Annotated in this window: 23 protein-coding genes and 2 pseudogenes; 18 read left to right on the forward strand and 7 right to left on the reverse strand. The window is 64.2% G+C overall.

Translation table 11 applies throughout. The annotated features are described in order from the left end of the window. Nucleotides 1–108: 108 nt before the first annotated feature. A complete protein-coding gene (locus QJT78_RS31450) occupies nucleotides 109–699 on the reverse strand; it encodes a substrate binding domain-containing protein (protein ID WP_240537522.1) in 591 nt (196 codons plus the stop codon). Between the two features lie 40 nt (nucleotides 700–739). Here QJT78_RS31450 and QJT78_RS31455 point away from each other — a divergent pair. Beyond that, nucleotides 740–1,356: pseudogene (locus tag QJT78_RS31455) on the forward strand (peroxiredoxin-like family protein). A gap of 234 nt (nucleotides 1,357–1,590) precedes the next feature. Then, on the forward strand, nucleotides 1,591–2,304 hold the full coding sequence (locus QJT78_RS31460) for an outer membrane protein (RefSeq protein ID WP_028147922.1): 714 nt from the start codon (nucleotides 1,591–1,593) through the stop codon (nucleotides 2,302–2,304). Between the two features lie 18 nt (nucleotides 2,305–2,322). On the opposite strand, the gene hydA is transcribed toward QJT78_RS31460, so the two are convergent. Both hydA and QJT78_RS31470 read right to left on the reverse strand, forming a co-directional pair. Further along, nucleotides 2,323–3,777: a dihydropyrimidinase gene (hydA, locus tag QJT78_RS31465; RefSeq protein WP_028147923.1), complete on the reverse strand. Its 1,455-nt coding sequence runs from the start codon at nucleotides 3,775–3,777 to the stop codon at nucleotides 2,323–2,325. Between the two features lie 95 nt (nucleotides 3,778–3,872). Then, nucleotides 3,873–4,481, reverse strand: a complete 609-nt coding sequence (locus tag QJT78_RS31470; protein WP_028147924.1) for a TetR/AcrR family transcriptional regulator — start codon at nucleotides 4,479–4,481, stop codon at nucleotides 3,873–3,875. 103 nt (nucleotides 4,482–4,584) lie between these two features. On the opposite strand from QJT78_RS31470, the gene QJT78_RS31475 reads away from it, so the two are divergent. The 6 genes and pseudogenes from QJT78_RS31475 (at nucleotide 4,585) to QJT78_RS31500 (ending at nucleotide 8,827) form a co-directional block, all read left to right on the forward strand. Continuing rightward, complete coding sequence (locus QJT78_RS31475; protein WP_028147925.1) at nucleotides 4,585–5,280, forward strand: PspA/IM30 family protein; 696 nt, start codon at nucleotides 4,585–4,587, stop codon at nucleotides 5,278–5,280. A 40-nt stretch (nucleotides 5,281–5,320) separates the two neighbouring features. After that, a pseudogene (locus QJT78_RS31480) lies at nucleotides 5,321–5,595 on the forward strand (YiaA/YiaB family inner membrane protein). A 271-nt stretch (nucleotides 5,596–5,866) separates the two neighbouring features. Next, on the forward strand, nucleotides 5,867–6,928 hold the full coding sequence (locus tag QJT78_RS31485; RefSeq protein ID WP_038942535.1) for an amidohydrolase family protein: 1,062 nt from the start codon (nucleotides 5,867–5,869) through the stop codon (nucleotides 6,926–6,928). 71 nt (nucleotides 6,929–6,999) lie between these two features. After that, on the forward strand, nucleotides 7,000–8,112 hold the full coding sequence (locus QJT78_RS31490; protein WP_281460394.1) for an amidohydrolase family protein: 1,113 nt from the start codon (nucleotides 7,000–7,002) through the stop codon (nucleotides 8,110–8,112). 21 nt (nucleotides 8,113–8,133) lie between these two features. Beyond that, nucleotides 8,134–8,547, forward strand: a complete 414-nt coding sequence (locus QJT78_RS31495) for a Rieske (2Fe-2S) protein (RefSeq protein ID WP_028147928.1) — start codon at nucleotides 8,134–8,136, stop codon at nucleotides 8,545–8,547. Nucleotides 8,548–8,620: 73 nt separating this feature from the next. Beyond that, a complete protein-coding gene (locus tag QJT78_RS31500; protein WP_281460395.1) occupies nucleotides 8,621–8,827 on the forward strand; it encodes a hypothetical protein in 207 nt (68 codons plus the stop codon). A 298-nt stretch (nucleotides 8,828–9,125) separates the two neighbouring features. Here QJT78_RS31500 and QJT78_RS31505 read toward each other — a convergent pair whose 3' ends face one another. Beyond that, nucleotides 9,126–9,971: an SDR family NAD(P)-dependent oxidoreductase gene (locus tag QJT78_RS31505; RefSeq protein ID WP_038942531.1), complete on the reverse strand. Its 846-nt coding sequence runs from the start codon at nucleotides 9,969–9,971 to the stop codon at nucleotides 9,126–9,128. A 183-nt stretch (nucleotides 9,972–10,154) separates the two neighbouring features. Here QJT78_RS31505 and QJT78_RS31510 point away from each other — a divergent pair, with 183 nt between their 5' ends. The 3 genes from QJT78_RS31510 (at nucleotide 10,155) to QJT78_RS31520 (ending at nucleotide 13,629) form a co-directional block, all read left to right on the forward strand. Then, a complete protein-coding gene (locus QJT78_RS31510) occupies nucleotides 10,155–11,651 on the forward strand; it encodes an aldehyde dehydrogenase family protein (RefSeq protein WP_028147930.1) in 1,497 nt (498 codons plus the stop codon). Between the two features lie 119 nt (nucleotides 11,652–11,770). Next, nucleotides 11,771–12,898, forward strand: a complete 1,128-nt coding sequence (locus QJT78_RS31515) for an alkene reductase (protein ID WP_281460396.1) — start codon at nucleotides 11,771–11,773, stop codon at nucleotides 12,896–12,898. A 224-nt stretch (nucleotides 12,899–13,122) separates the two neighbouring features. After that, entirely contained in the window at nucleotides 13,123–13,629 is a 507-nt protein-coding gene (locus QJT78_RS31520; RefSeq protein WP_028147932.1) for a GFA family protein, read from the forward strand. On the opposite strand, the gene QJT78_RS31525 is transcribed toward QJT78_RS31520, so the two are convergent. Beyond that, on the reverse strand, nucleotides 13,583–14,125 hold the full coding sequence (locus QJT78_RS31525; RefSeq protein WP_244433246.1) for a TfoX/Sxy family protein: 543 nt from the start codon (nucleotides 14,123–14,125) through the stop codon (nucleotides 13,583–13,585). The two genes, QJT78_RS31520 and QJT78_RS31525, sit on opposite strands and share 47 nt — an antisense overlap. A gap of 40 nt (nucleotides 14,126–14,165) precedes the next feature. Between QJT78_RS31525 and QJT78_RS31530 the strand changes: the two genes are divergently transcribed. Beyond that, entirely contained in the window at nucleotides 14,166–15,827 is a 1,662-nt protein-coding gene (locus QJT78_RS31530) for a thiamine pyrophosphate-binding protein (protein ID WP_038942527.1), read from the forward strand. Between the two features lie 151 nt (nucleotides 15,828–15,978). On the opposite strand, the gene QJT78_RS31535 is transcribed toward QJT78_RS31530, so the two are convergent. Continuing rightward, nucleotides 15,979–17,358 (reverse strand): LLM class flavin-dependent oxidoreductase, encoded by a 1,380-nt coding sequence (locus QJT78_RS31535; protein WP_281460397.1) that lies wholly within the window; start codon nucleotides 17,356–17,358, stop codon nucleotides 15,979–15,981. A 296-nt stretch (nucleotides 17,359–17,654) separates the two neighbouring features. Here QJT78_RS31535 and QJT78_RS31540 point away from each other — a divergent pair, with 296 nt between their 5' ends. The 6 genes from QJT78_RS31540 to QJT78_RS31565 all read left to right on the forward strand — a co-directional run bounded on the left by QJT78_RS31540 (nucleotide 17,655) and on the right by QJT78_RS31565 (nucleotide 23,396). Continuing rightward, entirely contained in the window at nucleotides 17,655–19,040 is a 1,386-nt protein-coding gene (locus tag QJT78_RS31540; protein ID WP_038942525.1) for a M20 family metallopeptidase, read from the forward strand. Between the two features lie 99 nt (nucleotides 19,041–19,139). Continuing rightward, on the forward strand, nucleotides 19,140–20,051 hold the full coding sequence (locus QJT78_RS31545; RefSeq protein WP_028147936.1) for an amino acid ABC transporter substrate-binding protein: 912 nt from the start codon (nucleotides 19,140–19,142) through the stop codon (nucleotides 20,049–20,051). Nucleotides 20,052–20,180: 129 nt separating this feature from the next. Beyond that, nucleotides 20,181–20,912, forward strand: a complete 732-nt coding sequence (locus QJT78_RS31550) for an amino acid ABC transporter permease (protein ID WP_038942524.1) — start codon at nucleotides 20,181–20,183, stop codon at nucleotides 20,910–20,912. A 4-nt stretch (nucleotides 20,913–20,916) separates the two neighbouring features. After that, entirely contained in the window at nucleotides 20,917–21,609 is a 693-nt protein-coding gene (locus QJT78_RS31555) for an ABC transporter permease subunit (protein ID WP_038942523.1), read from the forward strand. 12 nt (nucleotides 21,610–21,621) lie between these two features. Then, nucleotides 21,622–22,353 (forward strand): amino acid ABC transporter ATP-binding protein, encoded by a 732-nt coding sequence (locus QJT78_RS31560; RefSeq protein WP_028147939.1) that lies wholly within the window; start codon nucleotides 21,622–21,624, stop codon nucleotides 22,351–22,353. Between the two features lie 182 nt (nucleotides 22,354–22,535). Next, a complete protein-coding gene (locus QJT78_RS31565; protein ID WP_028147940.1) occupies nucleotides 22,536–23,396 on the forward strand; it encodes a D-amino-acid transaminase in 861 nt (286 codons plus the stop codon). Nucleotides 23,397–23,530: 134 nt separating this feature from the next. On the opposite strand, the gene QJT78_RS31570 is transcribed toward QJT78_RS31565, so the two are convergent. Further along, nucleotides 23,531–23,992 (reverse strand): carboxymuconolactone decarboxylase family protein, encoded by a 462-nt coding sequence (locus QJT78_RS31570; RefSeq protein WP_007615070.1) that lies wholly within the window; start codon nucleotides 23,990–23,992, stop codon nucleotides 23,531–23,533. Nucleotides 23,993–24,124 lie beyond the last annotated feature (132 nt).

The following is a 24,124-nucleotide window of genomic DNA, read 5'->3' on the forward strand; positions in this document are numbered from 1 at the left end:
GAGTGCCTCCTTGAGCCAATTGCGACCAAGGGAGGCAAGCGCCATGCCATCAAATGAGACGCATGGTGTCGCAGTCCGCTGTGCCCGCGGAACGGTCCGGCGCGTCGCTCATGGCGTCTGCTTCATGTCGGTTGCGAGATAGTCCACCAGAGCGCGCACCTTGGTCGAGGGGCGGCGGCCACCCGGGAAGACGGCATAGACGTCGATGGGCGAAAGCTTGTAGCTCTTCAACAGGGGGACCAGCGTGCCGGCGGCGATCTCGGGTCCGGCCACGATTGGCGATGTGATCGCAATGCCGAGCCCCGCCTGCACACTGGCGAATACGCCGGGGCCGGAATCGGTGGTGATGCGGCCGCGGACATCGACCGATGTCTCCGTTCCGTTCCGCGTGAACGACCAACTGGTGCGGCCGGACTGGCCTGGTCCGAAAATGCAATCATGGGACGCGAGGTCCGCCGGCGTTTTCGGTGTGCCACGGATGGCAAGATAAGACGGCGATGCCACCACGAGGCGCGGCAATATCCCGAGACTTCGCGCGCCAAAGCCGGAGTCGTTGAGCAGGCCGAGCCGAATGGCGACGTCGGTGCCCTCGGCGACGAGGTCCTGGCGTTCGTCGACCACGGATAGCTCGACGCGCAGCAGCGGATGCGCAGCCAGGAATTTCGGCAGGCGCGGGATGATGTTCCGGGCGCCGTACATGACGGGCATCGTGATGCGGATCGTGCCGCGCAGCGAGTCGATGCCGCGCGCGGCATCCTCGGCGTCCTCGATATCGGCCAGCACCGCCGAACTGATCGCGAGCGGCCACGCGCAGCGCGCGAAGAAGGCCGGCGACGCCGCGCCGGAATTCATCCTCAGGGATCCCGACGGCAAGCCTGTGTCCTCGCGCGACCTGCTCGCGAAGGGACCGCTGGTCGTGTCGTTCTATCGCGGCGTCTGGTGCCCGTATTGTAACCTCGAGCTCCAGGCGCTCCAGGAGGCGCTGCCGGAGATCGCCGCGCGTGGTGCGAGCCTCGTTGCGATCTCGCCGCAGACCGCGCCGAACAGCCGCAAGTCGGAGCGCGAGAACAAGCTGTCGTTCCCGATCCTGAGCGACGTCGCGAGCGGCGTCGCCGACGCCTTCGGCATCCGCTTCGCGCTACCGGTCGATCTCGTCGCGCTCTACAAGTCCTTCAAGAACGACTGCCGACGTTCAACGATAATCCGGCCTGGGTGCTGCCGATGCCCGCGCGCTATGTCATCGGCCGCGACGGCATCATCGCCTATGCGGAGGTGAACCCGGACTACACGCAACGCCCCGATCCATCCGAATTGCTGCCGGTGCTCGACCGGTTGCAGGCCGGCAAGGCGGCTTGAGTCGTTCGCCATTCCGGGGCGAGCCGACGTGACCACGAAACGTGGTCGCGATTTCGCCCTGGAATTCCGACGGCGTCAGCAGGTCTGCCCCCCGCAGAGCATGACGCTGTTTCCGCTGTGGCGTGTTGGTCACACATCAAGAGAAAATCAACCTTAGGGGTGTGGCTGCTTGTCGCAACAACCCTTTCCTGCAACAAGAGCGGCATTGCTTTTGGGAATTGGCGGGGGCCGGGAATGAGTCGTCTTGCGGTGATTGGCGTTGGGTTGGTTTCGATTCTGGGATTTACAAGCGCGGTAAGTGCGGCCGATCTGGCGGTCAAGGCCCCAGTGGCGACCAAGCAATTCAGCTGGACCGGGTGCTTCATTGGCGTTCATGCCGGTGGCGATTTTAGCTACGACAAGATCAGGAGCTCGGGCGATTTCAGCTCCACTGGTTTCATCGGCGGCGGGCAGATCGGTTGCGATTATCAGTTTGCATCGCTCTGGGTCGTCGGAGTCGAAGGCCGCGCGGCCTGGTCCAGCCTGACCAGCAAGACGCCCGGTCTCGGCAATTTCGGCGGCGTGATCATCCCGACGCAATTCACCGTCAGCAACGACTTCCTGGCATCGGCGACTGTGCGGCTCGGCTATAGCTTTGCCGGCAACTGGCTTGCTTATGGCCGCGGCGGCGTCGCCTGGACGCGGGAAAAGGCCGACAACGTTGTCACGCCTCCGCTTCTTGGATTCCCGGTCGATCCCAAGGCGACCGCGACGCGCACTGGCTGGACCGCCGGCGTCGGTCTCGATTGGGCATTCGCGCCGCACTGGTCGACGAACTTTGCGTACGACTACTATGATTTCGGCGCCAACGATTTCCTTCTGACCAATTCCGTCCCGCCAGTGACCTTCAGCGGAAACCTGAAGGACAGAATCCACGCCGTGACCGTCGGTGTGAACTATCGCTTCTGACCGACGACTGGAGAAGCCCTACGGCGTGACCGCGCCGCGTGCGACCGCGCGCGGGGCGGTCAGTTGTTTCCATGTCGAGTTGGCGACGTGCACCGGTGAGAACGCCGGACGCTCGATATAGTGACCGTCGCCGGCCTCGGCGCGGAGATCGCCAGCCTTCCAGACGACGCGGCCACGTGAGAGCGTCGCGGCCGGTCCGCCGGTGCAGGCAAAGCCTTCGAACACGTTGTAATCGATCCGGCTCATCTGCCGCTTCGCGCTGATGGTTTTGCTCGCCTTGGGATCCCACACCACGACATCGGCATCCGAACCGACGGCGACGGCGCCCTTGCGCGGGTAGATGTTGAGGATGCGCGCGATGTTCGCCGAGGTCACCGCGACGAATTCTTCCTTCGTGAGCCGTCCCGTGGCGACGCCCGCGGTCCATAGCAGTGCGAGCCGATCTTCGAGGCCGCCGGTGCCGTTCGGGATCTTTCTGAAATCGCCGAGCCCGAACCGCTTCTGCTCGGTGGTGAAGGCGCAATGGTCGGTGGCGACCACCTGGAGCGAACCTGATTGCAGGCCGGCCCAAAGACTGTCCTGATGCGACCTGTCGCGGAACGGCGGCGACATCACGCGTTGCGCGGAATGATCCCAGTCCCTGTTCTGGTACTCGCCGGCATCCAGCAGCAGATGCTGGATCAGCGGCTCGCCAAAGACGCGTTTCCCCGCGGCCCGTGCGCGGGCGATTGCCTCATGCGCCTCACGGCAGCTCGTGTGCACAATGTAGACCGGCGTGCCCGTCATGTCGGCGATCATGATGGCGCGGTTGGTGGCTTCGCCCTCGACCTCCGGCGGCCGCGAGTAGGCGTGGCCTTCGGGGCCGGTGACGCCGCGCGCGATCAGCGCTTCCTGCATCAAGGCGACGACGTCGCCGTTTTCCGCATGGACCACAGGCATGGCGCCGAGATGGGCGCAGCGCGCGAACGAGTTGTAGAGCTCGTCGTCATTCACCATCAGCGCGCCCTTGTAGGCCATGAAATGCTTGAAGGTGTTGATGCCGTAGGTTTTGACCACGGTCTCCATCTCGTCATAGATCTGCTTCGACCACGACGTGACCGCCATGTGGAAGCCGTAGTCGGTCGCCGCCTTCTCGGATTTGTGCCGCCACTCCTGATAGGCCGCGAGCATCGACTGGCCGGGATCGGGCAGGCAGAAATCCACCACCATGGTGGTGCCGCCGGTCAGCGCCGCCTTCGTTCCGGATTCGAAATCGTCGGCCGTCACCGTGCCCATGAACGGCATTTCGAGATGGGTGTGCGGATCGATCCCGCCCGGGATGACATAGGCGCCGCCGGCATCGACGATCTCCGCGCCCGTCGGTGCATCGAGCGATGTTCCGATCGCGACGATGGTCTCGCCGTCGATCAGCACGTCCGCACGGCGCGAATGATCATGATTGACGACGGTGCCGCCGCGGATGAGGAGGGGCATGGGAGACTCCGGAGAGAGGACCAGACGCGGCGAAAGCTAAGCGTGCTGCCAGCGATGCGACAGGCGCCGCCAGTTTTGCTGCGCTCGCTCGGCTTCTACGCCGCCCGCGCGATCAAGCCGTCGATCATCGCCCGCACCAGGCCAGCGATTTCCTTCCGCAGCGCCGGCAGCGGCACGGCGACCAGCCTCTGCTCGAGCCCCAGCGCCACCATGCCATGCACGGCCGAGAACAGGCTGCGTGCGGTGATGCCGAGCTCCTCGGTCCCTCTGTCTGGAAACAACGCTGCCAGTGGCGCGTAGATGTGGCGGAACAGCTGCAACTGGTCGTCGACGGACCAGTCGGGGATTTCCTTGCCGGGCTCCATGCGATGCTCGAACATTGCGCGCCAGAGCTCGAGATTTTCTGCGGCGAAATCGCAATAGGCGATCGCGATGCGGACCAGCGTCTCCTGCGGCGACGGATTGCCCGCGCTCACCGCCGCGCTGAGCACCTTGTCGAGCCGGAGTAACGTGCGCGAGCCGACGCGCAGGACCAACTCGTCGACGTCAGCGACGAGATTGTAGACCGCGCCATTGGCGCAGCCGATCTCGCGGGCGAGATCGCGGGTTTTGAGACCTGCCAACCCTCGCTCAGCGATCATCCGCTCGGCCGCCTGGATCAGGTCGGCCCGTAGTTTCTCTCGACGTTCCAAGGCCTTAGTCATTTATTAACCAAATTCTTGAGCGGCGCTCAAATATTTATTGAACGATGTTCAAGGTCTCTGCTACAAACCATCTGTGAGCAGCGCTCATAACAGGGAGCAGCAAATGTTCAAGACCGTAGTGACACTTTTCCGCGGCAGCGTGGCGGCCGCGGGCGAGGAACTGGAAGACCGTACGGCCCTTCTGATCCTCGACCAGCAGATGCGCGACGCGGCCGCCGCCGTCGAGCGCAGCAAGCGGACGCTGGCGCTGGCGATCGCCCAGGACCAGCAGGAAGGCCGCAAGCTCGAGGCGACCGTCGCCCGCATCGCCGATCTCGAGACCCGTGCGGTTGCGGCGCTCGACGGTGGCCGCGAGGATCTCGCCAAGGATGCCGCCGAAGCCATCGCAGGCCTGGAGGCCGATCGCGACGCGGCGATGACCGCACGCGCACTGTTCGCGACCGAGATCACCAGGCTGAAGCGCCATGTCGCAAGCGCGCAGGCCCGCATCACCGAGCTCGATCGCGGCCGCCGCGTCGCCCGCGCCTCGGAAGCGGTGCGCTCGCTTCGCCGCAGCGGCATCGAGGCGGCACGCCCTTACGAATCCTCGCTGCCGGAAGCGGAGAGCACCTTGAGGCGCCTGCGCGACCGGCAGATGGAAGCCCAGGCCGCTGACGACGCGCTGGTCGAGCTCGATGCGGCCTCCGGTCCGCTCGCCACTGCCGAACGACTTGCCGAGCAGGGCTTCGGACCCCGGCTCAAGACGACCGCGGACGACGTGCTGGCGCGGTTGAAGTCCAAGCGCATGCCGACCGCCTGAACTCAAACCCGATCATCATTCGAACCAACAGGAGACCATCATGAACCAGAACGGCCAGCCCCACAGCAGCGCCTGGGTGACCTTCACTTACGCGTCCTTCGCAGCCTCCGCGTTCCTCGTCGCCATCGGCATTTTCTTTCTGCCGATCGATCTCTGGATGAAAGGCTATCTCACCTGGGCATCGTGATGCTGATCCAGACCTGCATCACCCTGACCAAGACGGTGCGCGACAATCACGAGAGCAGCCGCCTGGTGAACCGCATCGAGGATGCCAAGGCCGAGCGCCTGCTGATGGAAGTCTCCAAGGCAGCTTGAGGCGAGAGCGCATATAAGCGCAAAGCTACCTGCAATATGGAGCGGAGGATGCCCTGGCACCGCTCGTGCCGTGAGACCATCCATCCTCGAGCAGTCGCCGCGTGCGACGATCGCGGAGCTTCATATCGCGCCTGCGAAATGCAACCGAGCCATGACGGATCGCGCGGGCGGGCGACCTTGCGCGCTGGCACGGGCAGGGGCACTCTGCGCAAGCGGCGCACAAGAACGCCGCCAATAAGATGTGCTTACAAGATCTCGGCGAGGAAGCTTCATGGCGGTGACGCGGATCGACTGTGATATCCACCCGGCGGTTGGTGGCACGCGCACGACGCTGCTTCCCTATCTCAGCGATCACTGGAAAGAGCAGGTCGTGAGCCGCGCCATCGACGGGCTCGATCTCACCTCTTATCCGCCGAGCATGCCGGTGACCGGCCGTGCCGACTGGCGGCCGGCCAATGGCGCCAAGCCCGGCTCCGATCTCGCTATGGTGCAGAAGGGCGCCTTTGATCAGTTGGGCGCCAGCCACGCGATCCTCAACGTGCTCTATGGCGCGCAGGCCGTATTCGACGCCTATATGGCCGCCGACTTCTGCAAGGCGATCAACGACTGGATCGCCACCGAATGGCTGTCGCGCGATCCCCGCCTGCGGGCTTCCATCGTGGTACCGATGCAGGACCCGGATCTCGCGATCGAGGAGATCGAGCGCCGCGCCAGCGACAATCGTTTCGTCTCCGTCCTGGTGTTGGCGCAGGGCGAGACGCTGCTGGGCCGGCGGCATTACTGGCCGGTGTACCGGCTTGCCGAGAAGTACAAGCTGCCGCTCGCGATCCATGCCGGCACGCAATATCGGCAAGCGCCGAGCTCGGCCGGCTGGCCGTCGCACCGCTACGAATATTACTTCGTCGAGGCGCAGGCGTTTCAGGCGCAGATCCTGAGCCTCATTTATGAAGGCGTTTTCGGCAAGTTTCCCAACCTGAAGGTCGTGCTGATGGAGTCGGGCGTGAGCTGGCTGCCGGCCTTCATGTGGCGCGCCAACAAGACCTGGCGCGGCGTCCGCGTCGAGGTTCCCTGGGTCGAGCGCGAGCCGGCCGCGATCATCCGCGACAATTTTCGCGTCACCATGCAGCCGTTCGATGCACCGGCTGATGCAAGAGGCGTCGAGGAAATCATCGACCAGATCGGCTCCGAAAAGATGTTCCTGTTCGCGTCCGACTATCCGCACTGGCAGTTCGACGGCGACGATCCGATCCCGCCGAACCTGCCGAAGAGCATTATCGCAAAGATGTGTGTCGACAATCCGCTGGAAACATTTCCGAGGTTGTCGCTCAATTGACGCATGATCCGGAAAAGTGGGTACCGGTTTTCCGATAAGATCATGCGCAAACAAAAAGTTTGGAGGATCGCATGAGTGACGTCATCGACCGCCCGCTGCTCGACGACGAGAAGCCCGCCACCTCGCGGTTGCGCATCGTCGATTGCGACGTGCATCCGAGCCTGCGCTCGACCGACGATCTCAACGCGTTCCTGCCGAAACGCTGGCAGCAGCATTTGAAGGAATATGGCAGCCATTTGCGCACGCCTTATCTCTTTACCACGCCCTATCCGCGCTCGTCGCCGCTGATCGCGCGGCGCGATGCGTGGCCGCCGACCGGCGGGCCGCCCGGCTCTGATCTCGCTTTCATGCAGAAGCAGCATCTCGATCCGCTCGACGTCGAGTTCGGGATTCTGCAGGTGCTCGATCTCTTCATCTTCTCGCAGCAGAACCTGGAGTTCGGCGCCGCGATCCAGCGCGCCATCAACGACTGGCAGCTTGCGTTCTGGTCGCATCGCGATCCGCGCCTGAAGGCGTCGATCCTGGTCGGGCAGGACGGCGTGGATCTCGCCATCGCCGAGATCGAGCGCTGTGCCAGAATCGGCGAATACATCCAGATCAATGTCTCGCCGCGCGCCAACGAGCCGCTCGGCCGCCGTCGTTACTGGCCGATCTACGAGCGCGCGCAGGAGCTGGACCTGCCGCTAGGCATCCATGTCGGCGGCTATGGCGGCCATGCGCCGACCGGTGGCGGCTGGCCATCTTATTATGTCGAGGAGCACCAGTCCAACGCGCACACCATCGCGGCGCAGCTTGCGAGCCTCGTCATCGAAGGCGTGCCGGAGCGCTTTCCGAAGCTGAAGATCGTCTTCATCGAGGGCGGCTTCGGCTGGATCCCCTCGGCGGTGTGGCGGATGGACCAGCATTTCGAGCGCTTCCGCCGCGAGGTGCCGCATCTCAAGCGCAAGCCGTCCGAATATGTGCGCGAGAACTTCTGGTTCACGACGCAGCCGATCGACGAGCCCGACGAGGCGCGGCATCTGCGTTCGCTGATCGAATGGGTCGGCATCGATCGTCTGTTGTTCTCGTCGGACTATCCGCACTGGGATTTCGACGATCCGCGCTTCGCCTTCAAGACGCCGCTGACGGAGGCCGAGCGGAAGAAGATCTTCAGCACCAATGCCCGCGCGGTCTACAAGTTCTGAGCAAAGAGGTTCTGAAGGGATATGGCCCGTCACATCGTCGCGCGCACCTCGGAGATCCCGCCCGGCGGCAACAAGGTCGTCGATATCGCGGGCCGCGACATCGTCGTGTTCCACGTTAACGGCGAGTTCTTCGCGTTGTTGAACCGCTGCCCGCATGAGGGCGCGCCGCTGGAGAAGGCCGCTTGCGTGGCGCGGCTGACCTCGCCCGAGCCCGGAATCTATCAGCGCTCGCGCGTCGGCGAGATGCTGCGCTGTCCCTGGCACGGCTGGGAATTCGACATGCGCAACGGCCAGTCCTGGTTCGATCCGAAACGGGTCAAGATCCGGTCCTATCCAGTCGCGGTGGAACGTGGCGAAGAGTTGCAGAAGGGCCCGTATGTCGCCGAGACGTTTCCGGTGCATGTCGAAGACAGCTATGTGATTGTCGAGGTCTGAGCCGGCATTGCCGATTGAGATTCCAACGCAGGTGCGTTATGGCTCTCGCGCTTTCCAGAGGCGGAGATGAGCTTTGTCGAAACAATCCCTGCGTGAGGAGGCCGAGCGCCTGATCCGCGAATCGATGGAAAAGAAGACCATCGTCGTCAAGAAGGGCTCGACCCGCATCGAAGCCGTCTGCGGCAAGTGCGGCGCGCCGAACCGGGTGCAGGCTGAAAAAGGCCAGAGCCGGGTCAAGTTCGCCTGCAAGAATTGCGGGCATCAGCAGGAAACGCTGTAGCTTTCTTCACCTCTCCCCGCCCTTCTGCGGGGAGAGGCGTCGGCCGCCTTTCGGCGGCCGTTCTCAAGACCGCCGAAGCAAAGCTTCGGCTATGTCGCCCTCGGCGATGCGAAGCATCGTCCGACGCGATCCGGGTGAGGGGCATGGCACAGAGCCGCCGCGACAAAAGTCTCGCCGACTCCACGCCGCCCGCTACGGAATCCCTTTCAATAATTCGGGCTGCAGTTTGCGGATGCGCCCCCTCACCCCACCCTCTCCCCGTAAGAACGGGGCGAGGGAGTGAGAGAGCGGTGCAAGCCTACTCTCCCTTCACGAACTTCGCGAATGCGTCGGCATAGTCCGGGTGCCAGCGCGACAGCGGCGGGCGGTTCTCGACGATGTCTCCCGCCGCCCACAGCATCCGCTTCTCGTCGAGCGCGCGCGGCACGTCGTTGTCCGGGCAGAGAATGTAGAAGTCGCCGGCTTCCAGCCGCGCCAGCATGAAATCCACGGTCTGCTCAGCCGTCCACGCTCCGGCCGGCTTCTCGGTGCGGCCCTTCGCGGTCAGGCCGGTGAAGACGAAGCCGGGGATCAGCAGATGCGCGGCGATGCGGCAGTCCTTCGTGTTGCGCAGCTCGTGCTGGAGCGCTTCCGTAAACGCCTTCACGCCGGCCTTGGAGACGTTGTAGGCGGGATCGCCGGGCGGCGTGGTGATGCCCTGCTTCGAGCCGGTGTTGATGATCAGCCCAGCCTTGCCGCGCGCGATCATGCCGGGTGCGAAGATGCGCGAGCCGTTGATGATGCCCCACATGTTGACGCCGATGATGCGCTGCCAGTTGTCGGGCTCGCCGAACAGCGTGCTGCCGGGCTGGATGCCGGCATTGTTCATGAGGATGTCGGTGCCGCCGAAGCGCTCGCGCACGGCGCGTTCCAGTTCCGTCACGCTCTCGGCCTTGCTGACGTCGACCGCGAACGTCATCACATATATGGCAGGCGTGACGGATGACAGTTTTGTTGCAGCTTCCGCCAGCCGCGCCTGATCCACATCTGCGATGCACACCTTCATGCCGGCGCGCGCGAAGGCCAGCGCGGCAGCCAATCCGATACCGGATGCGCCGCCTGTGATCACGGCGACATTGTCTTTGACGATGGCGGAATGTGGCATGGTTGGTCTCCGGGGAAGGGCTCGGTCGAGCTATAACATGGCACTCGCGCGACCCTGCACAAGTCGGCATGGGAGGTCTTCGTTCCACGCCGCCTTTACGCCTTTCCGGCGGCGCTGTATTCTATTCGACCTAACGATCCCGCCCAGATCGAGCCAATCAATCATTTGACAGGGAGTGCAGCCATGGCTGTGTCGCAGGCTATTCCGATCACGCGCCATCCGTTCGCCAACGGGTCCTACAAGCAGATGCTGATCGACGGGAAGTGGGTCGATGCGGCCTCAGGCAAGCGCTTCGAGACCCACAACCCCGCCACCGGCGAATTGCTGGCGACGGTCGCCGAGGGCGACAAGGAAGACATCGACCGTGCGGTCGCCGCCGCTCGCCGTGCCTTCGAAGGCCCCTGGAGCAAAGTAAAACCGTTCGAGCGGCAGAACCTGCTGCTCAAGCTCGCCGACCTCGTCGAGAAGAATTTCGACGAATTGTCGCAGCTCGACACGCTCGACATGGGCGCGCCGCTCAGCCGCACCCGCGCCTATCGCCTGCGTGCCGTCGGCATGCTGCGTTATTACGCCGGCCAGACCACCGCGATCCATGGCGAGACCATCGAGAACTCGCTGCCCGGCGAAATCTTCTCCTACACGCTGAAGGAGCCGATCGGCGTCGTCGGCGCCATCATTCCCTGGAACGGCCCGCTCACCGCGACGATCTGGAAGATCGGTCCGGCCATCGCGACCGGCTGCACCGTGGTTCTGAAGCCTGCCGAAGAGGCGCCGCTGACCTCGCTGCGCATCGCCGAGCTGGCGATGGAAGCCGGCATTCCGCCCGGCGTCGTCAACGTCGTGCCCGGCTATGGAGAGACCGCGGGCGCCGCGCTCGCCTCGCATCACGACGTCGACAAGGTCGCCTTCACCGGCTCGCACGTCACGGGCCAGTCGATCATCCGCGCCTCCGCCGGCAACCTCAAGCGCGTCTCGCTCGAGCTCGGCGGCAAGTCGCCGGACATCGTGTTCGCCGATGCCGATCTCGATGCCGCAGTGCCGGGCGCCGCGATGGCGGTGTTCGCCAATTCGGGGCAGATCTGCAGCGCCGGCACGCGCCTGTTCGTCGAGCAGTCGGTCTACGAAGAGTTCGTCGGCCGCGTCGCCGAGTTCGGCAAGAAGCTGCAGGTCGGCAACGGCCTCGATCCCAATGTGCAGATCGGCCCGCTCGTGTCCGAGGAACAACTCAAGCGCGTCACCGGCTATCTCGATATCGGCCAGAAGGAGGGCGCGCGGGCACTCGCCGGCGGTGGCCGTGTCACCGAAGGCGCGCTGTCGAAGGGCTTCTTCGTCTCGCCGACGGTGTTCGCAGGCGTGCAGGACAACATGCGCATCGCGCAGGAGGAGATTTTTGGTCCCGTCATCTCCGCGATCGCGTTCAAGGACATGGACGAGCTGGTCAAGCGCGCCAACAACACCACGTTCGGCCTCGGCTCGGGCCTGTGGACGCGCGACGTCACCAAAGCCCATGCGGTCGCGAAGAGCCTGCGCGCCGGCTCGGTGTGGGTGAACTGCTACCAGGCGATGGACCCGGCCGTGCCCTTCGGCGGCTACAAGATGAGCGGCTATGGCCGCGAGTCCGGCAAGCAGCATGTCGAGGAATATCTCAACGTGAAGGCCGTCTGGATCAAGACGGCGTAGGGCCTGCTCTCTCCGGCGTTCCGCGAGAGGGAATATCTGCTTTTAATGGGGCGGCGCCTTTTCCAGGGGCCGCCCCTCGCTATATGATCCGCATCCTTCCATAGCCGTCTGAGGCCCACATGAAATTCGAGGCGTTGTTCAAACCGTTGCAGGTCGGTCCGTACAAGCTCGCGCATCGCATCGCGTTGGCGCCGCTGACGCGCATGCGCGCCGAGCGCGAGAGCTTCTCGCCGCGGCCGCTCAACGCCGCATATTACGGCCAGCGCGCCACGCAAGGCGGCTTGATCATCGCTGAAGCGTCCCCCGTGCTTTCGCATGGCCGCGGCAACCCCGCGACGCCCGGCATCTATTCAGAGGCGCAGATCGCCGGCTGGCGCAAGGTGACGGATGCCGTGCACGCCAAGGGCGGCATCATCTTCCTCCAGCTCTGGCATGTCGGCCGCGTCTCGCATTCGTCCTTCCACGGCGGTGAGCTGCCGGTCTCGGCTTCGGCGATTGCGATCAAGGCCGAAGGCATGAAGGCGATGACCGCCGACGGCAAGATTTCTGATTACGAGACCCCGCGCGCGCTGGAGACCGACGAGGTCAAGGGCATCGTCGAGGCCTTCCGGCAGGGCGCCAAGAACGCGCTCGCCGCCGGCTTCGACGGTGTCGAGATCCACGGCGCCAACGGCTATCTGCTCGAGCAGTTCCTGCAGTCGCGCAGCAACCAGCGCACCGATCAATATGGCGGCGGAATCGAGAACCGCGCGCGGCTTCTGCTCGAAGTCACGCAAGCGGCGATCGACGTCTGGGGCGCGAACCGCGTCGGCGTGCGGCTGTCGCCCCACGGCATCGCCAATGATTCCGGCGAGCCCGATCCGATGCCGCTCTACACGCACGTCGTGAAGGCGATCGACAAGCTCGGCCTTGCCTATCTTCACTTCATCGAGCCGCGCTCCAGCGGCGCCGGCCGTGCCGACGTCCACTGGGAGAACGTGCCCTCGGCGATGGTACTGTTCCGCCCGCTCTACAGCGGCGTGCTGATGACCGCCGGCGGCTTCACCGGCGAGACCGCGAATGCGGCGATCGCCGACGGCCACGCCGACATCATCGCCTTCGGCCGCATCTTCATCTCCAACCCCGATTTGCCGCGCCGCCTTCGGCACGACTATCCGATCATGCCGTATAACCGCGCGACGTTCTACGGCGGCGAGGAGAAGGGGTATACGGATTACCCGGTGTATGACGAGCTCGCGACGGCGTAGAGACTTTCGTAGCCCGGATGGAGCGCAGCGAAATCCGGGTTTCTCACCTCGCCGATAGACTTCCCCGGATTGCGCTTCGCTCCATCCGGGCTACAGGTCTATATTCGTAGCTCCGACGGACCCGCAAACTCCGTCATTGCGAGCGCAGCGAAGCAATCCAGAGCCTTTCCGCAGGGGCAGTCTGGATTGTTTCGCTGCGCTCGCAATGACGACGGAGAGAGACCATGGCCAAAGCCGCAGTCGCCGCAGGAACCGCCACCGGCCAATGCCTCTGCGGCAAGGTCACCTTCGAGATCGACGTCCCCGCGCGTTGGGCCTGGCATGATCATTCGGCCAGTAGCCGCCGCGCGCACGGCGCGGCCTATGCGACGTATGTCGGAAGCTGGAAGAAGCGCTTTCGCATCACCTCGGGGAAAGCCGCGCTCGCCCGCTACGAGGACAAGGCGACCAGGACCGCGCGCAGCTTCTGCGCCCATTGCGGCACGCCGATCGCGTACGAGCGGCCGCGCGGACCGCACATGGTCAACATCCCCCGCGCACTGTTCAACGAGCGCACCGGCCGCCAGCCGCTCTATCACATCGCGATCGAAGAGCTTCAGGAATGGGCCTATACCGGCGAGCCGCTGGTGCCGCTGAAGGGTTTTCCCGGCGTGGTCTGGCAGCGCTCGAAAAAGAAGAAACGCGCTAGCGGCGAAGACCCTTTCGAGCTCGGCCGCGAGGAGGTGCTTTAGCCTTCGCGGCGACCCTGGTCTTCGCCGCAGCAGCCTTCCGCGGCGCCGCTTTGCGTCCCGCGGCATTCGCCGCCACGAAGTCGAGCCCGCGGGTGACCCATTTTTTCAGATCGGCATCGCTCTGGTAGCCGTCCGGCGCGACGCGCACGAAGCCGGTCATGATGCGCCCGCGCATTTCCATCGGGCTGGTGTGCGGCTCCTGCAGCATGCGGGCATGCGCTTCCGGGCCGACGCGGATCAGCATGCCGCCGCGGCCACTTACGGTGCAGCACATGGTGTTGTTCACCATGAAGCAGAGGCCGCCCATCATCTTCTTTTCCGCGACGTCTCGCTGACCCGCCAGTAATTTGCGCACCCGCGCCGCGGTGTTCTCGTCATAGGCCATCGCGTCTCCCCGTGCAGGTTTACGCCCGAGCATGTTCCCAGCTGGCCCGCGCCGACGCAAGTCTGCCATGACGGCGCTTCCTTGCGTGCCCCGGCCAAGTTCGGCCATCATGCCTCACCTTGCGGCAGCGCCCGCGGGGCCTGGAGGAAACATGAAGAACAAGATTACCGGCCGCTCCGCTTTTCTCGCGCTGCTCAAGGACGAGGGCATCACCCATCTGTTCGGCAATCCCGGCACCACCGAGCTGCCGATCATGCATGCGCTGAAGGACCATCCTGATCTCACCTATGTGATGGCAATGCAGGAGAGCCTGGTGGTCGCGATCGCCGATGGCTACAGCCGCGCCTCCGGCAAGCTCGTCGCCTGCAATGTCCATGTCGCGCCGGGGCTCGGCAACGCGATGGGCTCGCTCTACAACGCCCAGTTCACGGGCACGCCGATGATCCTGACCGCCGGCCAGCAGGAGCAGGGCCACGGTCTGATGGAGCCGGTGCTTTATGGCCCGCTGGTGCGGATGGCCGAGCCGCTGGTGAAATGGGCGGTCGAGGTGACGCGGCTGGAAGATCTGCCGCGCATCGTGCGCCGCGCCGCCAAGGTCGCGATGACGCCGCCGACCGGGCCGGTGTTCATCTCGCTGCCGGGCGACATCCTCAACAGCGAGGCCGGCATCGATCTCGGCCGCTCCACCCGCATCGATGCTCGCGTAAAGCCATCGGACGAGGCGCTGAAGGCGTTTGCCGCGCGGCTGCTCAAGGCCGAACGTCCCGTCATCGTCACCATGGACGAGGTGGTCAAGAGCGATGCACTGAAGGAGGCTGCCGAACTCGCCGAGCTTTTGGGCGCGGCCGCCTATCAGTCCTCGACGCCCTATGGCTCGCATTTCCTCTCGGAAAGCCCGAGCTTCGTCGGCACGCTGGCGCGCGTGCAGAAGGCCGCGCGCGACACGCTTGCACCGTATGACCTCCTGATCGCACTCGGCGGCGATCCCTTGCGGATGTCGGTTTATAGCGAGCTCGACGCGCTGCCTGAAGGACTCGGCATCGTGCAGATCGGCCTGGTCGATTGGGAGATCGCCAAGAACTACGGGGCCGAAATCGCGCTGAAGGCGGATCTGAAGGAAACGCTGCGGGCGCTGATCCCGGTGCTGAAGGAGATGGGCGGCGCTGCGCTGGCAAGCCGTGCAAAGCAGCGCCTCGCCGAGCTCGCGCCAAAGAACTGGACCGCGCGGCGTGCCGCGCTGGTCGAGCAGATCGGCAAGAGCGCCGGCCGTAGCCCGATCGATCCGGATTTCCTGGTGCTGCAAATGGTCGAGGCCATGCCCGATCATGCGATCCTCGTCGACGAAGGGCTGACCTCGAGCCGCCAGATCACGGCGCTGCGTCCGCACCGCGACCGCTTCGGCTATCATGGGCTTGCCTCCGGTGGCATCGGCTGGGGCCTGCCGGCCTCCGTCGGCGCCAGCATCGCCAATCCGGATCGCCCGGTGATTTGCTTCTCCGGCGACGGCAGCGCGATGTATTCGATCCAGTCGCTGTGGACGGCGGCGCACCACAAGCTGCCGCTCAACGTCGTCATCGCCAACAATGGCGGCTACCGCATCATCAAGCAGCGCCTGCTCGCCTTCCATGGCGACGACAATTACGTCGGCATGGATTTCGTCGATCCGCCGGTGGATTTCGCGGGGATCGCGAAGGCACTCGGCTGCGAGGCGATCAAGGTGAGTGATCCGCGTGAGCTGAAGGCGACGTTGGCGTCGGCGTTCGGCCGACCGGGGACGAAGCTGATCGAGGTGATGGTGGACGGGAAGGTGTAGCTCCGCTGTCGTCCCGGCGAACGCCGGGACCCATACCGCGTGATCTATCGGTTGCGGATGGTGGTAATCCCGAACGACCAGCCTTCGCCAAACTGCTCCCTGGGGTAATGGGTCCCGGCGTTCGCCGGGACGACACCGAAGGTGTGGCGGCCTATGCCCGCTTCCCCACCCGATACCCCGCCGCCGGATGCGGCGCACCGAGCCTTGCGCGGCCGTCGCCGAACAGCTTCTCCCGCAATGTGCCCTTTGCGTATTCCGGCTTGTAGCGGCCGCGCTTGGTCAGCTCCGGTACCAGCATGTCGGCGATATCCTCGAAATCGCCGGGCGAGATCGCAAAGGCGACGTTGAGGCCGTCGACGTCGGTCTTCTCGAACCAATCCTCGATCTTGTCAGCGACGCTTTCGGGCGTGCCGACCACGACGGGGCCGGCGCCGCCGATGCCGACATGCTCGATGACGTCACGCACGGTCCAGACGCGGTCGGGGTCGCCGCGGGTGACGTTGTCCAGTGCGCTGCGACCAGCATCGTTCTGGACGTGACGCACCTGCTGGTCGAGCTCGTAGCCGGAGAAGTCGATGCCGGTCCATCCCGACATTAGGGCCAGCGCGCCTTCCGGACTGATATGCGACCGGTAGTCGGCATACTTGGCCGCTGCTTCGGCTTCAGTATTGCCGAGGATGATCGTCATCATGTTGAACATCAGGATCTTCGCCGGGTTGCGGCCGAGCGCGGCGGCTTCCTGGCGGATCGCGGAGACGCGCGGCGCAATGATCTTGGCCGACGGTCCCGACATGAACACGCATTCGGCATGCTTCGCCGCGAATTGCCGGCCGCGCGGCGAGGTGCCGGCCTGGTACAGCACAGGCGTCCGCTGCGGCGACGGCTCGCTGAGATGGATGGTGTTGCTGATGCGATAATTCGCGCTCTCATGATTGATGCGATGAACCTTGCTCGGATCGGTGAAGATGCCGCGCGCCCGGTCGCGCAGAACGGCGTCGTCCTCCCAGCTGCCTTCCCAGAGCTTGTAGACCACCTCCATATATTCGTCGGCGATGTCGTAGCGGTCGTCGTGTCCGGTCTGCTTGTCCTTGCCGGCGCCGCGCGCGGCGCTGTCGAGATAGCCGGTGACGACGTTCCAGCCGATCCGTCCCTCGGTGAGATGGTCGAGCGTCGACATCCGCCGCGCGAACGGGTAGGGAGGTTCGAAGGACAGGTTACTGGTGACACCGAAGCCGAGATTTTTCGTCACCGCCGCCATCGCCGAGAGCAGCAGCAGCGGCTCGTTCGACGGCGTCTGCGCTGCATTGCGCAAGGCCGCGTCAGGGCTGTTGCCATAGACGTCATAGACCCCGAGCACGTCCGCCAGGAACAACCCGTCGAAACGGCCGCGTTCCAGCGTCCTGGCGAGATCGATCCAGTAGGGCAGGCGGTTATATTCGGCGGTGCGATCGCGCGGATGGGTCCACAGCCCGGGTGATTGATGCGCGACGCAATTCATCGCAAAGGCGTTGAGCCTGATCTGCTTGGCCATGATGATCCCCCGGCGCCCTGTACCGAGCGCTCTTCGAATGATAAACGTGCGCCTCAACTTGGCGAAGTTCTTGCATATTCTTGGCCCTTGGCAAGGGCCAAGAAAAGAAAGGCTTGCGCTTGGCAAGGCCAAGATCAGCGGCGCTCCCGCTCTTGGCAAGCCAATCTCAAGAGAGCAAGAACGAAATCGCAAGAGAACTACAAGAGAACTCCAAGAACTGTCCAAGTCCCCGCCACTTTCGAAGGGCTACCTGTCTCGGGTAAGGTCCTTCGTCCCAACGCCTCGAAAAACCAGCCATGACCAGAGCCGACGCCATCGCCCGCGCCCGGGACGACTTCAAATCCGGCGCGTTCCTCGCCGAACTCGACCGCCGCGTGGCCTTCAAGACCGAAAGCCAGAACCCGTCGCGCGGCGCCGAGCTGCGCGGCTACCTGGAACAGGAGATGATGCCCTCCTTTGCCGCGCTCGACTTTACCAGCCGCATCGTCGAATCCCCGAGCGGCAAGGCGCCGTTCCTGTTCGCCGAGCATCACGAGAGCGCGTCCGCCCCGACCGTGCTGATCTACGGCCATGGTGACGTCGTCGACGGCATGGAGGGGGAGTGGCGCGACGGCCGCGATCCCTGGCGCACGACGGTTGCGGGCACGCGGCTCTATGGCCGTGGCACCGCCGACAACAAGGGCCAGCACAGCATCAACATGGCGGCACTCCGCGCGGTGCGCGAGGCCCGCGGCGGCAAGCTCGGCTTCAACGCAAAATTCATCGTCGAAATGGGCGAGGAGATCGGCTCGCCCGATCTCGGCAAGGTCTGCGACCTCAATCGCGATGCACTCAAGGCCGATCTGTTCATGGCCTCCGACGGACCGCGCCTGTCGGCCGACCGGCCGACCTTGTTCCTTGGCTGCCGTGGCGGCATCCGCATTCATCTCGACGTCAATCTGCGCGATGGCGGCCATCATTCCGGCAATTGGGGCGGCGTGCTCGCCAACCCCGCGACCATTCTCGTCAACGCGATCTCGACGCTGGTTGACGGCCATGGCCGGCTTCAACTCGACGCGCTGAAGCCGCCGCGGCTCACCAACCAGATCCGCAGCTATCTCGCCGACGTGGAGGTGGTGCCGACCGAGGACGAGCCGGCGCTCGCGGAGAACTGGGGCGAGGAAGGGCTGTCGGCCGCCGAGCGGCTCTATGCCTGGAACACGCTCGAAGTACTGGCGATGTCGTCCGGCAATATCGAGAAGCCGGCCAACGCCATCCCCGGCCACGCCAATGCCGTGCTGCAACTGCGTTTCGTGGTCGGCACCAAGGTCGACGGCCTGATCGATGCCGTCCGCGCGCATCTGGTGCAAAAGGGCTTTCCGATGGTCGAGGTGCGGGCCGCCCGGAGCTTTGCGGCGTCGCGCACCGATTTCGACAGCCCCTGGATCACATGGGCGGCGGATTCGGTGAAAGAGACCACCGGCAAGGCGCCGGCCGTTTTGCCGAATTTCGGCGGCTCGCTGCCCAACGACGTGTTTTCCGAGATCCTGGGCCTGCCGACGATCTGGGTCCCGCACTCCTATCCCGGCTGCTCCCAGCATGCGCCCAATGAGCACATCCTGCTGCCATTGACCGAAGAGGCCTTGACGGTGATGGCCGGGCTGTTCTGGGATCTTGGGGAATTGCCCAAGCCATTAAGCTGAGCCATTAACCTGAGCCGCAATCCAGCCGAAAGTCACATTCTAATCCGGCCTGATTTGTGCTTGCATCCGGCCGCATCATCCTGAAAGGGGAACAAAAAAGTGAGACATTTCCGTAGCATCGGCCTCGCGCTCGCCGCGACCTTCGCCGTCAGCCAGGCCGGGGCCCAGGAGCTGACCGGCACGCTGAAGAACATCAAGGACACCGGCGCCATCACGCTCGGCTTCCGCGATTCCTCGATCCCGTTCTCCTATCTCGACGACAACCAGAAGCCCGTCGGGTTCGCGATGGACATCTGCTACAAGATCGTCGACGCCGTGAAGAAGGAGCTCAAGCTCGACAAGCTCGAGGTCAAGCTCAACCCGGTGACTTCGGCGACCCGCATTCCGCTGATGGCCAACGGCACGATCGACCTCGAATGCGGCTCGACTACCAACAATGTCGAGCGCCAGAAGCAGGTCGCCTTCACCAACACCCACTTCCTGACCGCAAGCCGCTACGTCTTCAAGAAGTCGAGCGGCCTGAAGTCCATCGATGACCTCAAGGGCAAGGCGGTGGTCTCGACCGCGGGCACCACCAACATCAAGCAGCTCACCGAGGCCAACGTCGAGAAGAAGCTCGGCGCCAACATCATCCCGGCCAAGGACCACGCCGAAGCCTTCCTGATGGTCGAGACCGATCGCGCGGTCGCCTTCGTCATGGACGACATCCTGCTTGCGAGCCTGGTTGCCGGCTCGAAGGCGCCGGACGACTACGTCATCTCCAAGGACGCGTTCTCGAAGCCCGAGCCCTACGGCATCATGCTGCGCAAGGATGACGCCGCCTTCAAGAAGGTGGTCGATGCCGCGACCGCCGCGCTCTACACCTCCGGCGAGGGCCAGAAGATCTACGAAAAGTGGTTCACGCAGAAGATCCCGCCGAAGGGTCTGAACCTCAACACCCCGATCTCGGCCGAGCTGAAGAACGAGTTCGCTAAGCCGAGCGACTCGCCGAATCCGGACGACTACAAGTAAGCTCCGATCCGTCCTGGAATCGGGACTTCGGGATCAAAATGATGTCCGGCCACTCTTGACACCAGGGTGGCCGGACATTTGCATAGACGCCCGGGACATCTGTGATTGGCGCGTTCGCGCGGGGGACACGTGAACTACCACTGGAACTGGGGAATTTTCTTCGAGCCGAACCCGATGGGGACCGGGACCTATCTCGACATGCTGTTGTCGGGCCTGGTGCTGACCCTGAAGACGGGCGTGCTCGCCTGGATCATCGCGCTGATCGCCGGATCGATCGTCGGCGTGATGCGCACGCTGCCGTCGAAGGGCGCGTACTGGTTCGGCTTCTGCTGGGTCGAGTTCTTCCGCAACATGCCGCTGCTGGTGCAGCTCTTCCTGTGGTTCTTCGTGCTGCCGGAATTGCTGCCGGAGGCCGCCGGCCTGTGGCTGAAGCAACTGCCGAATGCGCCGTTCTGGACGGCTGCGATCGGCATCGGCTTCTTCATGTCGGCGCGCGTCGCCGTGCAATTGCAGGCCGGTATCGGCTCGTTGCCGCGCGGGCAGAAGATGGCGGCGACTGCGCTCGGGCTGACCACCGTGCAGGGCTATCGCTACGTGCTGCTGCCGATGGCGTTCCGCATCATCCTGCCGCCGCTGACCTCCGAGTTCCTCAACACCATCAAGAACACGGCCGTGGCCATCACCATCGGTTTGCTCGAACTCACCGGACAGGCGCGCTCGATGCAGGAATTCTCGTTCCAGGTGTTCGAGGCCTTCACCGCCGCGACCCTCCTCTATCTCCTCGTCAACGCCGTCGTGGTGACTGCGATGCGCTTCCTCGAGCGCTGGGTCGCGATCCCCGGCTACATCACGGGGAAATAGCGCCATGTTCAGCAATTTCGATTTCGGCGTCATTATCCGCGCGTTGCCCTATCTGTTCTACGAGGGCATGACGTTTACGTTTACGCTGACGGCACTCGCCGCGCTTGGCGGCCTGATCTTCGGCACGGCACTCGCGCTGATGCGGCTCTCGGGCTTCAAGATCCTGGGCCGCATCGCCGGCATCTATGTCGACTTCATGCGCTCGCTGCCGCTGGTGCTGGTCATCTTCTGGTTCTACTTCCTGGTACCCTATCTCGGGCAGTGGCTGACCGGCGCGGCGCGCCCGATCAGCGTCGGCGCGTTCGCATCCTCGCTCATCACGTTCATCATGTTCGAGGCCGCGTACTTCTCCGAGATCATGCGTGCCGGCATCCAGTCGATCTCGCGCGGACAGCCCGCCGCGGCCAGCGCGCTTGGGCTCAATTATGCGCAGACGATGCGCTACGTCGTGCTGCCGCAGGCGTTCCGCAACATGCTGCCGGTCCTGATCACGCAGACCATCGTGCTGTTCCAGGACACCTCGCTGGTCTACGTGCTGTCGATCACGGACTTCCTCGGCGCGGCCAGCAAGGTCGCGCAGCGCGACGGGCGGCTGGTCGAAATGTATCTGTTTGCGGCCGTCGTCTACTTCACCATTTCCTGCATCGCGTCCTTCGGCGTTCGTCGCCTCCAGGCGCGCATCGCCATCCTTCGATAGAGCGCATCGGTCATGATCGAAATCAGCCACGTCAACAAATGGTACACCCCGACCTTCCAGGTGCTGACCGACTGCACCACCAGCGTGACCAAGGGCGAGGTCGTCGTGGTCTGCGGCCCCTCGGGTTCGGGCAAGTCGACGCTGATCAAATGCGTCAATGCGCTGGAGCCGTTCCAGGAAGGCGACATCAGCGTCGACGGCACCAAGATCAATGACCCCAAGACCAATCTGCCGAAACTGCGTTCGCGCGTCGGCATGGTGTTCCAGCATTTCGAGCTATTCCCGCACCTGAAGATCATCGACAATCTCTGCCTCGCGCAGCAGAAGGTGCTGGGACGGTCGTCCGACGCGGCTGTGGCGAAGGGCATGCAGCTCCTGGACCGCGTCGGCTTGAAGGAGCAGGCGCAGAAATTTCCGGCGCAGCTCTCCGGCGGCCAGCAGCAGCGCGTCGCGATCGCCCGCGCACTCGCCATGGATCCGATCGTCATGCTGTTCGACGAGCCGACCTCGGCGCTCGACCCCGAGATGGTGAGCGAGGTACTCGACGTCATGGTCGATCTCGCCCGCGAAGGCATGACCATGATGGTCGTCACTCACGAGATGGGCTTTGCCCGCAAGGTCGCCAACCGCGTCATCTTCATGGACCGCGGCGAGATCGTCGAGGACGCCGCGAAGGAAGACTTCTTCGGCAAGCCGCGCAGCGACCGCGCGCAGAAGTTCCTGTCGAAGATTCTGTCGCATTAACCTCTGCTGTCATTCCGGGACGCGCCTCTTGGCGCGGGTCCGGAATCCATAACCACCATCGGGGGTATGGATCCCGGGCTCGCGCTACGCGCGCCCCGGGATGACGAAGAGTAGGGTTTATCGGGCTCGCCAAATCTCCTATACCGGTGGCCAAATTCCCCACTCCCGCCAGGAGACCTGCCTTGGACTCGATCGCCTACGTCAACGGCTCATTCGTCCCGCTCTCGGACGCCAAAATCTCGGTGCTTGATCGCGGCTTCCTGTTCGCCGACGGCATCTACGAGGTCTCGGCGGTGCTCGACGGCAAGCTCGTCGACAACGCTTCGCACCTGACGCGGCTGGAGCGCTCGGTGGGCGAGATCAAGCTGAAGCTGCCGGAGACGGTGGAGCGCATCACCGAGCTCCAGAAGGAGCTGATCGCGCGCAACAAGGTCGAGAACGGCCTCGTCTATCTCCAGGTCACGCGCGGCGCCGACAAGGGCCGCGACTTCGCCTTTCCCAAGGGCGACGTCAAGTCGAGCCTGGTGATGTTCACCTCAGAGAAGGACATCATCAACGCCGCCTCGGCCAAGACCGGCATCAACGTGATCACCGTGCCCGACATCCGTTGGGAGCGGCGCGACATCAAGAGCGTGGCACTGCTCGCGCAGGTTCTGGCGAAGCAGGCCGCGGCCGAAGCCGGCGCCGGCGAGGCCTGGATGCTGGAAGACGGCTATGTCACCGAGGGCGGTTCGTCCTCGGCGTTCATCCTGACCAAGGACGACGTCATCGTGACCCGCAAGAACTCCAACGCGATCCTGCCGGGCTGCACCCGCAAGGCCGTGGTGGCGCTCGCCGAAGAGCGTCAGCTCCGCGTCGAGGAACGTTCCTTCACGGTCGCCGAGGCGCTCGCCGCCAAGGAAGCCTTCGCCACCTCGGCGTCGCTGTTCGTCCAGCCGGTGGTTGCGATCGATGGCAAGAAGGTAGGTGACGGCAAGCCAGGTCCGATGGCAACGCGCCTGCGGGAGATTTATATCGAGTTCGCCAAGGCGACGGCGGTTTAAGCCGCACGCTCAGCTATCGTAGGGTGGGCAAAGCGAAGCGTGCCCACCATTCCTTCAGCGAAGGGTCAGAAGACGTGGGCACGGCGCAAGTGCGCCTTTGCCCACCCTACGAGATTTGCGCGCGAGGCGGCGGCCTATGCCACCGACGCCTTCACCTTCACCGGATGGACCGCGCGGAACGCGATCGCGATTCGGTTCCAGGCATTGATGGCGCCGATCAGCATCGTCAGGTTCACCGTCTCCGCGTCGGAGAATTGCGCGCGGACCTGCTCGTAGACGTCGTCCGGCGCGTGGGTCTCGGAGATCAGCGTCACTGATTCCGTCCAGGCCAGCGCGGCACGCTCGCGATCGGTATAGAGCGGGGATTCGCGCCAGGCGTTGAGCAGATAGATGCGCTGTTCGGTCTCGCCGCGCTTGCGGGCGTCCTCGGTGTGCATGTTGATGCAGAAGGCGCAGCCGTTGATCTGCGACGCCCGGATCTTGACGAGCTCGATCAGCGATTTCTCGAGTCCCGTGGACTGGATCTGCTCCTCCAGCGCCATCAGCGCCTTCATCGTGTCGGGGGCGGCCTGGTAGAAGTTCATGCGGGGCTTCATGGTCGTTCTCCTTTGCTTGAGTTAGCCCGTCCTATTCGTGAGAGTGCGGCTTTTGGGCCCGATTGATGCGGCCGCACATCTTGTCTGACGAGGCGCACAGGATTGCCTTCGGCTTTTCGCCGCCTGACGACC

The sequence above is a fragment of the Bradyrhizobium sp. Mp27 genome (assembly GCF_029953005.1).
Taxonomy (GTDB): Bacteria; Pseudomonadota; Alphaproteobacteria; order Rhizobiales; family Xanthobacteraceae; genus Bradyrhizobium; species Bradyrhizobium barranii.

Bases quoted from the DNA above. Each gene is read 5' to 3' on its own strand.
- QJT78_RS31450 (WP_240537522.1), bottom strand. From the start codon at position 699: ATGTACGGCGCCCGGAACATCATCCCGCGCCTGCCGAAATTCCTGGCT.
- QJT78_RS31460 (WP_028147922.1), top strand. From the start codon at position 1,591: ATGAGTCGTCTTGCGGTGATTGGCGTTGGGTTGGTTTCGATTCTGGGA.
- hydA (WP_028147923.1), bottom strand. From the start codon at position 3,777: ATGCCCCTCCTCATCCGCGGCGGCACCGTCGTCAATCATGATCATTCG.
- QJT78_RS31470 (WP_028147924.1), bottom strand. From the start codon at position 4,481: ATGACTAAGGCCTTGGAACGTCGAGAGAAACTACGGGCCGACCTGATC.
- QJT78_RS31475 (WP_028147925.1), top strand. From the start codon at position 4,585: ATGTTCAAGACCGTAGTGACACTTTTCCGCGGCAGCGTGGCGGCCGCG.
- QJT78_RS31485 (WP_038942535.1), top strand. From the start codon at position 5,867: ATGGCGGTGACGCGGATCGACTGTGATATCCACCCGGCGGTTGGTGGC.
- QJT78_RS31490 (WP_281460394.1), top strand. From the start codon at position 7,000: ATGAGTGACGTCATCGACCGCCCGCTGCTCGACGACGAGAAGCCCGCC.
- QJT78_RS31495 (WP_028147928.1), top strand. From the start codon at position 8,134: ATGGCCCGTCACATCGTCGCGCGCACCTCGGAGATCCCGCCCGGCGGC.
- QJT78_RS31505 (WP_038942531.1), bottom strand. From the start codon at position 9,971: ATGCCACATTCCGCCATCGTCAAAGACAATGTCGCCGTGATCACAGGC.
- QJT78_RS31510 (WP_028147930.1), top strand. From the start codon at position 10,155: ATGGCTGTGTCGCAGGCTATTCCGATCACGCGCCATCCGTTCGCCAAC.
- QJT78_RS31515 (WP_281460396.1), top strand. From the start codon at position 11,771: ATGAAATTCGAGGCGTTGTTCAAACCGTTGCAGGTCGGTCCGTACAAG.
- QJT78_RS31520 (WP_028147932.1), top strand. From the start codon at position 13,123: ATGGCCAAAGCCGCAGTCGCCGCAGGAACCGCCACCGGCCAATGCCTC.
- QJT78_RS31525 (WP_244433246.1), bottom strand. From the start codon at position 14,125: ATGATGGCCGAACTTGGCCGGGGCACGCAAGGAAGCGCCGTCATGGCA.
- QJT78_RS31530 (WP_038942527.1), top strand. From the start codon at position 14,166: ATGAAGAACAAGATTACCGGCCGCTCCGCTTTTCTCGCGCTGCTCAAG.
- QJT78_RS31535 (WP_281460397.1), bottom strand. From the start codon at position 17,358: ATGGCCAAGCAGATCAGGCTCAACGCCTTTGCGATGAATTGCGTCGCG.
- QJT78_RS31540 (WP_038942525.1), top strand. From the start codon at position 17,655: ATGACCAGAGCCGACGCCATCGCCCGCGCCCGGGACGACTTCAAATCC.
- QJT78_RS31555 (WP_038942523.1), top strand. From the start codon at position 20,917: ATGTTCAGCAATTTCGATTTCGGCGTCATTATCCGCGCGTTGCCCTAT.
- QJT78_RS31560 (WP_028147939.1), top strand. From the start codon at position 21,622: ATGATCGAAATCAGCCACGTCAACAAATGGTACACCCCGACCTTCCAG.
- QJT78_RS31570 (WP_007615070.1), bottom strand. From the start codon at position 23,992: ATGAAGCCCCGCATGAACTTCTACCAGGCCGCCCCCGACACGATGAAG.